Source organism: Devosia sp. (assembly GCF_034675085.1).
In the GTDB taxonomy this organism is placed as follows: domain Bacteria; phylum Pseudomonadota; class Alphaproteobacteria; order Rhizobiales; family Devosiaceae; genus Devosia.
In genome coordinates, this window is sequence record NZ_JAUCDN010000054.1 from 1 (window position 1) to 14231 (window position 14231).

General features: G+C 62.5%; 12 protein-coding genes and 1 pseudogene. 3 read left to right on the forward strand and 10 right to left on the reverse strand.

The window, feature by feature from the left end:
- Positions 1-515: pseudogene (locus VDP82_RS05465) on the reverse strand (ABC transporter substrate-binding protein); the annotation flags it as partial.
- 334 nt (positions 516-849) lie between these two features.
- On the opposite strand from VDP82_RS05465, the gene VDP82_RS05470 reads away from it, so the two are divergent.
- Complete coding sequence (locus VDP82_RS05470) at positions 850-1884, forward strand: Bug family tripartite tricarboxylate transporter substrate binding protein (RefSeq protein WP_323013836.1); 1035 nt, start codon at positions 850-852, stop codon at positions 1882-1884.
- A gap of 63 nt (positions 1885-1947) precedes the next feature.
- Here the strand turns inward: VDP82_RS05470 and VDP82_RS05475 are convergent, their stop codons facing one another.
- From VDP82_RS05475 to VDP82_RS05485, 3 genes are read right to left on the reverse strand one after another with little or no spacing between them, the layout of a single operon-like run.
- Positions 1948-2493 (reverse strand): chromate transporter, encoded by a 546-nt coding sequence (locus VDP82_RS05475; protein WP_323013837.1) that lies wholly within the window; start codon positions 2491-2493, stop codon positions 1948-1950.
- Positions 2486-3268 (reverse strand): chromate transporter, encoded by a 783-nt coding sequence (locus VDP82_RS05480; RefSeq protein ID WP_323013847.1) that lies wholly within the window; start codon positions 3266-3268, stop codon positions 2486-2488. The genes VDP82_RS05475 and VDP82_RS05480 overlap by 8 nt, the downstream gene beginning before the upstream one ends.
- Positions 3174-4025 carry an amidohydrolase family protein gene (locus VDP82_RS05485; RefSeq protein ID WP_323013838.1) on the reverse strand — a complete coding sequence of 284 codons (852 nt, stop codon included), beginning with the start codon at positions 4023-4025 and terminating at the stop codon, positions 3174-3176. The genes VDP82_RS05480 and VDP82_RS05485 overlap by 95 nt, the downstream gene beginning before the upstream one ends.
- Before the next feature lie 249 nt (positions 4026-4274).
- Here VDP82_RS05485 and VDP82_RS05490 point away from each other — a divergent pair, with 249 nt between their 5' ends.
- The gene (locus VDP82_RS05490) at positions 4275-5564 is read left to right on the forward strand and encodes a LysR substrate-binding domain-containing protein (RefSeq protein ID WP_323013839.1); all 1290 of its coding nucleotides are present in this window, start codon (positions 4275-4277) and stop codon (positions 5562-5564) included.
- A 16-nt stretch (positions 5565-5580) separates the two neighbouring features.
- Here the strand turns inward: VDP82_RS05490 and VDP82_RS05495 are convergent, their stop codons facing one another.
- Genes VDP82_RS05495 through VDP82_RS05505 form a run of 3 tightly spaced genes read right to left on the reverse strand, consistent with a single transcriptional unit; the run spans position 5581 to position 8376 of the window.
- Entirely contained in the window at positions 5581-6441 is an 861-nt protein-coding gene (locus VDP82_RS05495) for an HpcH/HpaI aldolase family protein (protein WP_323013840.1), read from the reverse strand.
- A gap of 2 nt (positions 6442-6443) precedes the next feature.
- Positions 6444-7472 (reverse strand): amidohydrolase family protein, encoded by a 1029-nt coding sequence (locus VDP82_RS05500; RefSeq protein ID WP_323013841.1) that lies wholly within the window; start codon positions 7470-7472, stop codon positions 6444-6446.
- 31 nt (positions 7473-7503) lie between these two features.
- Positions 7504-8376, reverse strand: coding sequence for a phosphate ABC transporter substrate-binding protein (locus tag VDP82_RS05505; protein ID WP_323013842.1), 873 nt, complete (start codon positions 8374-8376; stop codon positions 7504-7506).
- 262 nt (positions 8377-8638) lie between these two features.
- Between VDP82_RS05505 and VDP82_RS05510 the strand changes: the two genes are divergently transcribed.
- Positions 8639-10054 carry an MmgE/PrpD family protein gene (locus tag VDP82_RS05510; protein ID WP_323013843.1) on the forward strand — a complete coding sequence of 472 codons (1416 nt, stop codon included), beginning with the start codon at positions 8639-8641 and terminating at the stop codon, positions 10052-10054.
- Positions 10055-10200: 146 nt separating this feature from the next.
- Here the strand turns inward: VDP82_RS05510 and VDP82_RS05515 are convergent, their stop codons facing one another.
- The 3 genes from VDP82_RS05515 to VDP82_RS05525 all read right to left on the reverse strand — a co-directional run.
- Positions 10201-12228 (reverse strand): tripartite tricarboxylate transporter permease, encoded by a 2028-nt coding sequence (locus tag VDP82_RS05515; protein WP_323013844.1) that lies wholly within the window; start codon positions 12226-12228, stop codon positions 10201-10203.
- Between the two features lie 310 nt (positions 12229-12538).
- On the reverse strand, positions 12539-13513 hold the full coding sequence (locus VDP82_RS05520; protein WP_323013845.1) for an MBL fold metallo-hydrolase: 975 nt from the start codon (positions 13511-13513) through the stop codon (positions 12539-12541).
- Positions 13510-14231: oligopeptide/dipeptide ABC transporter ATP-binding protein (locus tag VDP82_RS05525; RefSeq protein WP_323013846.1), on the reverse strand; the 722-nt coding region annotated here is incomplete at its 5' end. The genes VDP82_RS05520 and VDP82_RS05525, both read right to left, overlap by 4 nt.

Below are 14231 nucleotides of genomic sequence, written 5' to 3' on the forward strand. Positions count from 1 at the left end.
ACCCCCTCGCCACGCTGCATTTTCTCTGCAAGGGAAGTGCCCGGCGGGCACCGCACGACATTTGGGGGAAGCACCAGTTCCTCGACGTGTTCTTCGTCGTTGACGTGCCAGCGCACACGGGAGGCATCGAGCCCGAACTCATCCTGCAAGACCCCGCGCGTCCAAACGCCGGTGGTGACGGAATAGGCGCGCACGCCAACATCGCGCCCCTCCAGGTCACGCGGGGATTCGATACCGGCGTCGGGCCGCACCCTAATACCGGAATGGTGGAACTGGCGGCCGAAGAATATGGGGATCGCCTTGAACCTGCGCCCATGATTGCGGGCAATGAAATAAGTGGTGGAAGCCAGTTCACAGATATCGAATTCCAGCGCGCGCACCATGCGCCGAAAGGCGACGATCTGGGGAACCACCTCGACAAATTCGAGCCCGACGCCTGGAACAGTGACATCACCCTTTTTGAGGGCCGCAGTTTGCCCGTTGCTGCGTATGGAAATCGTGTATTTCGAAGCCATCTGCTCCCGCCTTTTTGCCGCCCTGAACTTCGGCGCACCCTAGAGGCGACGCGCCCTTCCGGATAATCGGATCGCTGCGGGGGGCCATCGGATTTTCGCGGCGGCGCGGGACGATCCGGTGCTGGCTTTGCGGTTACATCGGAAGAGCGGCAAGCATCATCAGATTCTCGTCCGCTGCGTTCTCAGGCCTGCGCGGATAGGTCAGTCTGGAACATGCGCTGCACCGGACGAGGTTGCGTCGGCGGCAAGCGCTGAAGAACATAGGCGACCGCCGGCCAGTTCGTTCGGATCGCCTCGAGCTCAAGACTGCTATCGGGACACCAAGGGAGAGAATATGCACATCAACAAGTTCCTCAAGGCAACTAGCCTGGCCGTGGGGCTGGCCTCCGCAACCATCGCGGGAGCACAGGCGCAGACGGCTGAAGAGTTTTACGGCGCCAACACGGTCAACCTGATCGTGTCGGCGGCTCCGGGGGGCGCGGCGGACTTCTTCGCGCGCTCCTTTGCGCCCTATTTTGCCCGCCACCTGCCGGGCAGCCCCAAGATCGTGGTGACCAACCAGCCCGGAGCGGGCGGTATGGTCACTGCCGTTCAACTGCAAAACACGCTGCCGGCCGACGGCCTCAACGTCGCTCTGCTTCAACGCAATAATTTCTACCTGCCCCTCATCAACAAGGACAGCACCACCTTCGATCCGCGAGAGGTGAGCTGGCTGGGGAGCCTGGCCAAGGAAAAATATACCGTCATTCTCTGGAACGACGCTCCGATCGAGAATGCCGAAGACCTGTTCACCACGCCGGTGCGGATCGGCGCAACCGGCTTTGCCAACGAGAACCGCACGCTTGCGGCGATGATGAACGACTATTTCGGCACCAAGTTCGATATCGTCGCCGGCTATGAGGGCAACGAGGCGCTGGCGCTGGCCATTGAACGCGGCGAGGTGAAGGGCCGCCTGGTGACCGACAACAACCTCACCTCGGGCAATGAAGCGGCCTGGTTTGCCGACGGCACGATAAAGGTGCCGATGCAACTCGGCGTGGAGCGCAGCGATATTTTGCCGGACGTGCCCAACATCATGGAGTTTTCGGACGATCCGGCCGTGCTCGCCCTGGCCAATTTCATGCTCGCCCCTTTGGAAGCCTCACGCCCGCTCGCGGTCTCCAGCAAGGTGCCGGCCGACCGGCTGGAAGCGCTCAAAAAGGCTTTCGATGACGCCGCGGCCGACCCCGAATTCCTGGCCCTGATGGCGAAGATGCAATCGACGGTGGACCCCATCTCCGGCGACGAGGTCAAGCGCATCATCGACAGTCTCTATGAAACTCCGGAATCGGTGATCGTCGATGTCGCTAATCTGCTGAAAGCCGAATAGTCGGCCTTCCCGGTCCTCTCTGAAAAGCGAAAGCCCTCCGGTCCAGCAGCCGGAGGGCTTTCATCATGGCAGCAGCATCGCTCCCAGATTGATGAGCGCGCCCACGCCGATAACGCCCATAGGATGGATGGAGGGGCGCAGGATGCAGACCACCGAGGACATGAGAGCGATGGCCAGTAGCACCCAACTCACCGATGTAAGCCGGATCAGACTGGCCAGGCCGGCCAGCAGCAATCCCGCCCCGATGGGCAGCAGCGCCCTTTCCAGGCGTTTGACGAAGAGACGATCGCGATAACGCTTCCAGGCCACGGCCACCCCAATGGAAAAGGCGGTGGAGGGCAGGAACATCGCCAGCGTCGCCACAACCGCGCCCCAGGGCCCCATGACCTGCCAGCCGATCATGGTGGCAAGCATCATCGAACCCGGCCCTGGCGCGCCGCGCGCAATGGCGAACAGGGCAAGAAACTGCGCCGGGCTGACCCAGGCATGCATATCCACGGTCTGATTGCGGATTTCCGAGATCACGGCCATACCGCCACCGAATGCGGTGAGCGATAGCGGGGTAAAAACGGCTGCAAGATCGGTTAGCAGGGCGAAGCGGTCAGGCATTCTCGCCTCCGAACCGGCTGACAAGCGTGAAGCTCACAAGAATGCCGCAAACGACGGTGCCGACCAGGGTCATGCCGGCAATCGCGGCGCCGGCGCAACCCGCCATCACTACCAGCGCATACCAGGCGAAGCCCGCATTGCCGACGCTCCTGAGGGCCAGTTGCGCGAAAGGGCCGATGGCGGCGGCGGCGCCTCCTTCGAGCGCCCCATCGAAGATGGGACCCTTGAGGTGATCATAGCCATAGGCAATCAACAGGGTGATGAGCAGCGGCCCGATCAACAGACCTACCAGACCGATCACCGCCCCCCGCACACCATGCAGGCGATAGCCCAGAAAGGCGACGATATTGGCGGCGGTGGTTCCCGGCAGCATGCGGGCCGCCGACAGGTCCTTGAAGAAATCGTTATCCGACATCCAGCGGCGCCGCTGTACCATTTCCCGGTTCAGCCATGCGACGACCGCTCCGCCGAAACTGAGCGCTCCGATCCTGAGGCAGAGCCAGAAAATGTCGCTTCTGTGCGAGGGCCGCAATGGCAGGGTTTCGTTGTCTTGCGTAAGCGGGGGGCCTTTGGGCTGCAATGTCATGGTTTTTCCGGCATTGGAGCGACAAACCCTGCCGCCCGGAGAGAATCTGGCGGTATGAAGATGCCGGAGGCCGAGGCGACCTCCGGCGCGAAGCTCAGGCCAGGGATGGAAAGAGCCGCAGGGCCGTGCGGCCCAGAATCCACGCCCTGTCGCCTTCTGAAAGCGAGGAGAGACTCTGGCGGGCCACATCGAGCAATTCGCCGAGGCTGCCGGCGGTGGCCGGGAAATTCGACCCCCAGGCGATACGATCAGCACCGAATTCGGACACCAGGCGCTCGCATACCTGTTGCGCGGTCGAGCTGCCTTCGGCCGCTTCGCGGAAATTACGGGTTGCGATCTTGAGAAAAAGATTGGGGAAGCGGGCCAATCGCCAGAGCGGATTGGCCTTGTTGTAGGGTGGGCCATCGCTAAAATCGACGCTGCCCAGATGATCGAGGATGAAATTGACACCGGGAAAGCGCGTCAGCAAATTCTCGAGCTGATCGAAAGACGCCTCCGTGACGTTATTGGCCACAGAGAGGCCCAGCTCGCCCGCCAGCTGATAGCAGGGAAAAATGCGCGGATCATCGATCGCGAGCCACGGATCCTTGATAGTGCTGCCGCGAACGAAGATGCGCATGCCGGTGCATCCTCGCGAAACCCATCGCCGCATGTTCGAGGGGGCATCGGGCTCGAGCACGTTGACCGAGAAAACGCCGGTCAGCCGGTCCGAGAACCGCTCAACCGAATCGGCCAGATAGCTGCAATCGAAGCCATAGGTGGTCGATGAGTGTACTACGGCGGCCCGCTCCACCCCGGCGGCGTCCATGCTTTCGACCAGCGTTTCGACGGTTACCGAACGCTTATGCGACCAATCCGAGCGGACGCCGAGAAGCGGCGTGACGGGATAACGATCCGTGTCGGGCGAAACCACATGCGGATGGATGTCGATAATCGGGCTGTTCATCATGCCGAGTCCTGAATGGCGAAAACTACGCCGCATCGTAGACGCCGGCCCCGGCCCCTTCTCATCGCATGAATGTCTGGTTCCATAAGTTGTCAATCATCGGCGCCGGGCGGTCCGGCCCGTGCCTTGATCGGAGCCTTCCTTCCATGGTCTAGTTCAACCACGCTTCCGGCCAATGGCCGCCGCTTTCAAAAGCACAGGGAAGGAGCACTCTCGGGCAGGCCTTCACCCCTATGAGGAACTGAGACAATGGGCGGAAAGACAAACGGCGCCGAGGCAGGGGCGGAAAGCCCGCAGCGCTACTTCTTTCCCAGCCTCACCCAATTGCGCGCCTTCAGCGAAACGGCTCGCCTGGGCAGCATTTCCCGAGCCTCGGAAACCTTGCGGCGGTCGCAATCGGCGGTGACTCAGGCGGTGCAGAATCTGGAGGCGGAGCTGGATGTGGCCCTGTTCTCCCGCAAGCGCACTGGTTCATATCTCACCGAGATGGGGGAAATCCTCCACCAGCGCGCCGAAGCCTGCTTCAGCCGAATGGACGATGCGGTGCAGGAAGCACTTGGGGAGGATTCGGTGCTGCCCTCGGGGGCGGCGGCAATCGCCCGGAGGATCACAAAATCGCAAATCCTGGCACTGATCGCCGTCAATGACTACACCTCCTTCGCGCAGGCGGCGCGTCATGCCGGGGTTTCCATCACCTCGCTGCACCGGTCCGCCCGCAGCCTCGAGCAGCATATCGGGCGACGCCTGTTCCGGAATACGGCGCAGGGCGCGACCACCAACGAGGCGGGCACGCGGCTGGCCGCCAATTTGCAGTTGGCGGTCAAGGAACTCGAGGCGGCCGAACAGGAAATCCGCTTTCACAAGGGCATGTTGCAGGGCCGGCTGCTGCTGGGCGCCCTGATGCTGGCGGGCAGCCACTTCATCGCCAACGAGCTCAGCGTGTTCGTGCCGCTCTATCCTCGCATCAAGGTCAGCCTGTTCAGCGGCTCCTACGACGTGATGCTGGGCAAACTGCGCTCAGGCTCGATCGACTTCCTGGTCGGGCTGCTGAAAAACCCCCCGCCGGTCGATGACGTGGTCGAGGAAATCCTCGGCTATGATCCTTATGTCATCGCCGTGGGCCACCAGCATCCCCTAGCCGGTCAGCAGAACGTGACGCTGGACGATCTGGTGACGTCGGAATGGATCATGTCCCACGGCGATGCCCATCGCCGGACTATCGTCAATCGGCTGCTGGATGGAGCGCCGGCGCATTATTCCATCGAAACCCACTCCCTGCCGACGATCTTCGCCTTTCTCGCCAGCGGCAACCGCATGGCCATCCTGACCCGCTCGGAGCTGATGCTGGAGGAACGCCTGGGAAATCCGCTGGTCGCCCTAAACTATGTCATCGACGAGCCGGCGGCGCCCATCGGGGTCACCCTTCGCAAGGGCTGGATACCGACACGGTTGCAGCAGGAATTCCTGCAATTCCTGCGCCAGCAGGCCAGCGAGCGCTTGTCGCAACATAAAAAGCGCCGTCAGGGCCGGAGCCGGTAACCGACCGGCCCCTCATTCATCGCCCTGCCAGTCTGCGCCCCAGCACCAGGGCCGGATCGACCGATTCGGGCGCGGTCATGAGGAAACGATAGCCTTCATCCAGCACCCGCTCGACATTATGTGTGCCGACATGGGGATGGCCCACGACCACGTCGTGCCTCTTGCAGGCCGCAACGATATGAGCCATGGCCTTGAGAACCAGCGGATGCTCATATTCCCGCGGGTGGCCCAGTTCCTGGCTCAGATCGCCCTCCCCGATCAGCACCGCACCGATACCATCCACCCGGCCAAGGATATCGTCGATATTATTGAGTCCCTCGACATCCTCGATCATGAGCATGACGAAAATCTCGCCCTCCGGCGCCAGTGGCCAGACGTCCGCCCGAGCGTAATATTGCTGGCGGCCGAGGCCCCAATAAGTCAGCGCCCGGCCAGGTCCATCGCCGCGCATGCCGACCGGCTCGAAACGCGGGCTGGACTGGGGGCGCGGATAGCGGCAGGCGCCGACCGCATTATAGGCCTGCTCGGCATTGCTGATGTGAGGCCAGACGACACCATAGGCGCCGATGTCGAGCACCTGCTTGGCGAGAAACTGGTTCATTTCCCCGCCATTGGGAGGAATACGCACCAGCGGGGTGACGCCGGGCGCCAGCGAGCCCGACGCCGCGATCTGGGCACGATTAAGCAGATACTGGAACGCATCGCGCAGCCCCGCGATGTCGTAGTGATTGTGCTCAGTCTCGAAGATGATGCCGTCATAGGAAGAGGTGCTGGCGGCGAGGGCGCTGCCGATATCGGGGGCGACGAAGCTGCTGAAGGCCGGCTGGCCCGATTCGAGCGCACGGATGATGCCGTTGAGACGGGGAAGCGTGGCCATGTCTAGAGCCCCCTTGCCCGGAGCTGCGCATCGAGGCGCGGATAGACCCGGCGGGCATTGCCCTCGAAAATGAGATGCCGGTCGGCGTCGCTGAGCCAGTCGACTCCATCGACGTACCGCTTGGTATCGTCGTAGTGATGGCCGGTTTCCGGATCGATGCCGAGAACGGCGCCGATCATCTCGGAGGCGAACAGCACGTTCTTGACCGGGATGACTTCGGTCAACAGCGAGATGCCGGGCTGGTGATAGACGCAGGTGTCGAAAAATACATTGTTGAGCAGCAGCTCCGGCAGCGGCGGCAGGTTCATGTCCTGCGCGATGCCGCGATACCGTCCCCAGTGATAGGGCACCGCTCCCCCGCCATGCGGGATGATGAGCTTGAGAGTCGGAAAATCCCTGAACAGGCTGGAGGTCAGCAACTGCATGAACGCGGCGGTGTCTGCCGCCAGGTAATGGGCACCTGTGCCGTGGAAATTGGGATTGCAGGAGGCCGCCACATGTACCATGGCGGGCACATCCAGCTCCACCAGTTTTTCATAAAGCGGATACCACCAGCGATCGGTCAACGGCGGATCGGTCCAATAGCCTCCGGTAGGGTCGGGATTGAGATTGAAGCCGACAAAACCCAGTTCGTTGACGCAGCGCTCCATTTCGGCACGGCAATTGTCCGGCCGGACGCCGGGTGATTGCGGCAGTTGACCGACGCCGACGAAGTTCTCGGGAAACAGCTTGCAGACGCGGTGGATCATGTCGTTGCAATGAGCCGACCAATGCTCGCTGGTGGTGGCATTGCCGATGTGATGCGCCATCTTGCCGGCCCAGGGCGAGAAAATGGTGATATCGGTCTGGCGCTCGCGCTGCGCCTTGAGCTGATTGTTCTCGATGGATTGGCGAATATCGTCGTCGCTGACATCGAGGATGCCCTTAGAGGGGCGATAATGCGGATCATCGAGCCCCGCGATCTGCTGCGCGCGCCAGTCGAGCAGGCCCTGGGGGGCAGTGGTGTAATGGCCGTGAATATCGATAATCATGGTCTGGTCCAGTGGAATGGGGAAGGGAGAGTCAGCGCCCGAGAACGGCGACTGCCTCGGCGAACAATTCGTCCACGGAAACGGGCTGGGGAATCAGGCGCTGCTGGAAGGCATAGGTGCCGACCAGTTCCAGTGCCTTCCAATTGCCGTCAAAACCTATGGGAAAGCCGGCCGGCTTCAATTGCCGCGCAGCCACCAGCAACCGATGGATTTCACGCACGGATTCAGGATCTTTTTCGCACAGTTCCCTGCTGACCACGAACATATGGTTGATCGGGTAGACGTCGTATTTCCGAGCCCAGGCGGCGGCGTCACCCTCGGGGTCGGCAATAAGGGTGCGCAGGCGCGGATCGTCTGGCATGTCGCTGCCCATGACACCGCCATCGAGTTCGCCATCGAGCAGCATCTGCACCAGCTTCTGACCGGGCCGGGCCCGTTCGCAATTATCGGGGTCGCGATATTCGGCGGTGTGAGCGTCCTCGAAGGTCACCCAGGTGACCCCTTCCATGTCCGCCCCATAGTCGTTCTGCAAAATGCCGCGCACCCAGGTGGCGGTGGTCTGGGAATAGGTGCGCACGCCGATACGCTTGCCGGCCAGGCCATCGAGCGACAGCGGTCCGCGCGCGACGTTGTAAGCGAAGCTCTTGTGATGAAAGCCGCCATTGACGACGATAGGCAGCAGCACCAGCGGCTTGCCGGCCGCACGAGCCTGCAGAAAGGTGACAATGGCCAGCTCGCCGCAATCATAGGCGAGTTCGCGCACCATGGGCTTGAATTGGCCGGTGACCTTGGGCACGTCGACGAAATCGAATTCAATGCGGCGCGACGCCAGCGCCCCACTGCGCAGGGGCCTGTTCCACTCCTTCTCGGCAAGGAGCGTCCGCAATTCAATCTTGTCCGACATAGTCCCTATCCTTTCCGCTTGTGGCGGGGCGCCGCACGGGGCCGCGCCTGCCGGGGCCATACTTGTCGTGAACCGCCGGGCCCAAACAAATGCCATTGCTGCGGCGAACTATCGGAAAACCGGTAAGCTGGGCCTAAGCCCTGTGTTTGACGGTTTTCCGATGGTCGGTCAGCCTAATCAGATTTGCGAAAACGGCTTGATTTTCCGATCTAGTCGGCAGGGGGCGAAGAGCCCCGGCCATCACCGAACCGAAGGGACCAGCATGAGTGAGAAGACAGCCATCAGCTATGAGGAAGCATCCAGGCCGATAATGGAGCTGGCGCGCTGGACGCTCGAAACCGACCCGGCCTGGAACGAGCCTCGCATCGCCGCACAAATCAAGCTGCTGATCCTTGATGCCCTGGGCGTCGCCATTGCCGCGCGCGATGCAGAATCCTCAGTGCGGGTGGGCGAACTCATCGATGAGTTGGGCGGCAATCCCCGCTGCACCGTCATCGGACGCAAGGACAAGACCTCGCTGCTCTCGGCGATCCTGATGAACGGTACGCAGGTACGGGCGCTGGATTTCAACGACGTCCAGTATTTCATCAAGGAGGGCAAGCTATCCGTCGCCGGCCATTGCAGCGACAACATGCCGGTAGTCCTGGCTTGCGCCGAATATCTGGACGCTGCCGGCTCCAGGACGATGGAGGCCATTGCCATGGCCTATGAAATGTTCGGGCGCCTGCGCACCCTCATGCCCTTCGTGTCGCCCTGGGATGGCACCAGCGTGTCGGGGCTGATCGCCGCGGCCATTTATGGCCGACTGGCCGGCTTCGACCTGGTGACCCAGGCAAACGCGCTGGCCATGGGGGCGATGCGCTGCTCCACCCCCTCCATCGTCCGCTGGGGCAAGCTGTCGGAGGTAAAGAATTTGGCCAATGCGCTGATCGCGCAGAGCGCCGTTCAAACGGCCATGTTGGCCGAGCGTGGCGTGACCGGTCCGCTGGAAGTGCTGAACGATCGGGGCGGCCTGCACCAGGTATTCGACCCCACCCTGGATTTCGAACGGCTTTGGGCGCCCGTATCGGAGCCGCCCTTCATCATGACCTCGAATATCAAGCCCTATGCCTGCATCGGCACGGCGCAGGCCGCCGTGGAAGCGGCTTTGAACCTGCATACCCGCATCAAGGACCGCCTCGGCGAGATCACCCGCATCGTGGTGACGATGGCCGACCTGCCGATGATCCGCAAGCAGCAGGCCGAGATTCACCGGCAATACCCCAGGAGTCGCGAAGCGGCAGATCACAGCTTCACCTTCCTGCCGGCCGTGGCCATGGTGGAAGGCGCCCTGGGAGACCATCAATATCGCGACCGCCGGTGGGAGCATGAGGATATCGTCCGGCTGATCGAGCTCACCCAGATGGAGGTGAGCGAAGACCTCGCCCGGCGCGCACCCGGCGCCATGCCTGCACGCATCGCCGTCACGCTCGCCGATGGCACCGTGCTGACCGAAGAGTGCCTGTTCGATTCCGGCCACTCCTTCCCCGACCGGGGCCTCAGCCCGGACGCCGTTATCAGCAAATTCACCACCATCACCGCCCCCTTCATCTCCCAGGACCGCTCGCAGCGCATCCGGGCGGCGGTGGAGAATTTCGAAACGACCGAGATCGCCAGCCTGATGGCTTTGCTCCAATAGCCAATCTCACAGAGGAATACTTTTAACGGCGCCCATGAGGCGCCGTTTTTCGTGACCAAAGCTGCTTAACGGGCAGATGAAACGGGAAACAAACGGCCCGCCTGTTTACCAGGCGGGCCGCTCGATTCATGCCGAAGGCCGGCCCCTCACATCGAGGGAACGAACCTTGCCAGCTCAGGCAGGACATGGCCCAGATAGGTGGTCGGCCAGGCCACATGGATCAACTGGTCGAAGACGACATAGATAAACGCCGTCAGCACCACCGCATAGCCGATACACAGCTTCCAGCTTTCACGTCCCTCGATACGCATGAAGGCAATCACCATCAGCGGCACCGTGGGGATGAGGCCGATCACCGCCATGGACGCCATGAAGCCCAGGAACCAGGCGAAGAACTGGGCAGCGCGCCTCAGGGTCAGCGACCGGCTCATGCCGTCGGATTCGGAGGCGATATCCATATAGAGGCCGGTGTCGCCCTCTTCTTTTCCCGCGGCCACCCGCCCCCGAGCGATCGCGATATTGAGCAGGCTCAGGCCGCATCCGATGATCATGATCACGCCCACGGTGGTGGGTCCGATGCGGGCCGCGGCGGGCCAGGGCTGGGCTGCCCAGACCATGGCGACGGCAATCACCAGCAGGAAGACGTAGAAAAGGTCCTCAAGCTTGAATATCGGCCGGCCTCGGGGCATCAAGGTCTTGATACCCGATTGCCGCAGGCCGGAAAGCAACGGCCTGAACAGAATAAGCGCCGACAGTCCCAGAAAGAGGATCACGCCCGGCCGAAGCAGCCATTCCATGCCGTACAGGCGAACCGACAGACCGAAATAGCGCTCGATCAGGTCGCCCAGCACCAGGCCCAGGATCAGCGGCGGGCGGGGCCAGCGCAGCCGCTTCATGGCCCAGCCAATCAGGCCGAACACGAGCAGCACGAACAGGTCCCCCCAACTGGACGATCCCTGGAACGCCCCCACATAGACGATGACCAGGATGGCCGGCAGCAGCAGCGTGTAACGCAGCGTGGCGATGCGGGCGAGGTAGAGGCTCAGCCCGATGCACAGGATGGTCGCGAACACATTGGCGAGCGCAATGCTCCACACCATCGAATAGGTGACATCGAGGTGTTTGGTGAGCATTTCTGGCCCCGGCACATAGCCGTGCACCATCATCGCGCCGAGGAAAATCGCCATGCCGGCGCTGGCCGGAATCCCGAAAGCCAATGTGGGAACCAGGGAGCCGCCATTGAGGGCGTTGTTCGCCGATTCCGGAGCGATGACGCCTCGCACGTCGCCCTTGCCGAAGGTTTCCTTGGCGCCCTTTTCACTGCGCAGGGCGTGGCCATAGGCCATCCAGTCGACCACCGAGCCGCTGACACCGGGCGTTGCGCCCATGAGCACGCCGATGGTGCTGCAACGGATTACCAGCCAATAATGCCGGAACGCATCGCGGACGCCGACCCATAGCCCTTCGGTGGGCTTGTAGCGCACATTCTGTGCCAGGGCGGTCCGCTGGATGGCGAGATCGCAAAGCTCGGGAAGGGCAAAAATGCCCAGCATGATCGGCATCAGCGGAACGCCGTCCCACAGGTAAAGCACAGTGCCGGTCCAGCGCATGGTCGCCGTCTGCATGTCGACGCCGATCATGCTGACCAGAATACCGAAACAGGCGATGGTGACCCCACGCAGCGGCGCGTTACCCGAAAGCGAGGCGACCATGGCAATACCCAGCGTAGTGATCGCGAGCAATTCAGGCGTGCCCACCGCAAGCACCAGCGGGCGCACGATGGGAATAGTGAAAGCCAGCACCAATGCCCCGAAGAGCCCGCCAATGAGCGAAGCGGTGTAGGCGGCGCTCAGAGCCCGCGATGCCTCGCCTTTCTTCGCCATGACGAAGCCGTCCATTACCGTGGCCTGAGCGGCCGATGAACCGGGAACGCCAAGCAATACGGCCGGGAGGGTGTCGGAGGTGTGAGCAACCGAACTCATCCCCAGGAGCATACCGAGGGCCGCCACCGGGTCCATGGTATAGGTGAATGGCACCAGCAGCGCAAAACCCGTCAGTCCGCCGATACCCGGCAGCAATCCGATGGCAAGGCCGACTACAACCCCGAGAAAGAGGAAAAACAGGCGTTCAAACTGCAGCATCATCAGGAGCGCATTGCCGGCCGCGGCCAGCATGCTTCCGTCCGTCAAGGCCTCCATCGGCCATCCTCCTTCTTTGGGAGATATGGCGCGAGCGCCCTGAAACTATGGAATTTTTCCGATCGAAACCCACTCATGAGATGCGCCCGACGCTAGGCGCGGCGCAGGCAACTATTTTCGTCGCTGGCAGCATTCTTCCCTCCTTGCCTCGCGATGCCGGAACAGGCCAGTATCGCCGAAGAACGCTACCCAACGGCCACCCAGGGCAAAAGCCGCAGTTGGTGGCAGTGTCATAAGATAATGTTTGCCGGCCGCCGCAGTGACCGCCTGAGAGGCGGCGCCGTTTTCAGCCCGGCCTGGAGAAGACAAGCGTCCCATCTTCGCGGCTGGCGTAAAGTCGTCCCCGAGCGACGAGAAAATTGGTAAGGGCTCGCATCAGATAGGGCAGCCTGGCATGCATGCGGCGGGCTGTCGTCTCGCTGAAGGCCAGCGACACCATTTGCGCGGCGCTCATCGCACCCGCTATGCCCTGGCTCAGGCGCGCCAGACGAGCATGATGCCCTTCGCGGATACGGCGGATTTGGGCCTTGAAGTCATGGATCGGCCGGCTATGGCCCGGCAGCACGATCAAATCGTCGGGCAGGGCATCGAGGCGGTCGAGAAAAGCGAGATAGGCGCCCAGCGTGTCGTCTTCGGCGCGTTCCGCCAGGACGGAAATTTGCGGGCCCGAACCGGCGAGAATTTGATCCCCGCTCAGCAGCAGCTTTCGCGCGCGGGAAAACAGGCAGATCGCTGCGCGCGAATGGCCGCCGCCGACAAGAACCTCGAATTCGATGCCGGCCAGGGTGATCTTCTCGCCATCTTCCAGAAAGCGCACCGTCCCTGGAAATGGCGCCAGAATGGAGTAATCCGCGGTCGAAAGCGCTCCTCCGGCGGAAAAACCGCCTTCAAGCAGAAAGTCGTCCGTTCGGCGGCGGCGCGTCGGCGCATCCATGCCGGACAGGTGCACGACATCCGCATATTCCGGTCGCGACATGAACAGGGGGACCCGGCCCCCCGCAACCAGGGCTCCCACCTGCCCCACGTGGTCGATATGGGCATGGGTGCAGAGCACCGAATCGAGGTCTTGCAGCAGCCCCTCAAAGCGCGCGGCATCCCAGAGCGCGGCGGTTTCGGGTCCGGGCATGCCGGTATCGACGACGACCTGGCCCTTCGCAGCGCCCAGGATCCAGGCGTTTACGGCATCATAGGCCGGCATGGGCAGGCGGAGGCATTTGATGTCCTCCGCCCATTCCTGCACCATCCCGCGAACCAAGCTCAAGCCTGCGCAAAGTGGCAGGCGGCGCGGTGATCGGGCTGGCCATGGCCGCTCAGGGCCGGCTCCTTTTCGGCGCAGATCGGGGCCGCCAGCGGGCAACGGGTCCGGAAGGTGCAGCCGGAGGGCGGGTTCATCGGGTTGGGCAATTCCCCCTTGGCGATCAGGCCCTCGGCATTGGACTTGCCGCCGATTTGCGGGATCGCCGCCAGCAGGGCGCGCGTATAAGGGTGGGAGGGATTGTCGAATACCCCCTCGGTGGGCCCCTCTTCGACGACGCGGCCAAGATACATCACCATGACATCGTCGCAGATATGCCGGACCACCGACAGATCGTGCGAAATGAACACATAGGTGAGCCCCATCTCCTTTTGCAGCGTCATCAGCAGGTTGATGACCTGGGCCTGAATGGACACATCCAGCGCCGAGACCGCCTCATCGAGAATGAGCACGTCGGGATTGAGAGCGAGCGAGCGGGCAATCGCGATGCGCTGGCGCTGGCCGCCGGAGAACTCTGGCGAGCGCCGTTGGCCCGCCTCGGGCGTCAGACCCACATATTCCAGCAATTCATCCACTCGCCGGGACGAATAATTGCCGGCAATCCGCAGGGGCTCGGCGATCACGTCGTGGATTTTCATGCGCGGATCGAGCGAGGAATAAGGATCCTGGAAGACCACCTGCAGGTCGCGCCGCCGCTGGCGCAGCGCATTGCCCCGCAGCGCGA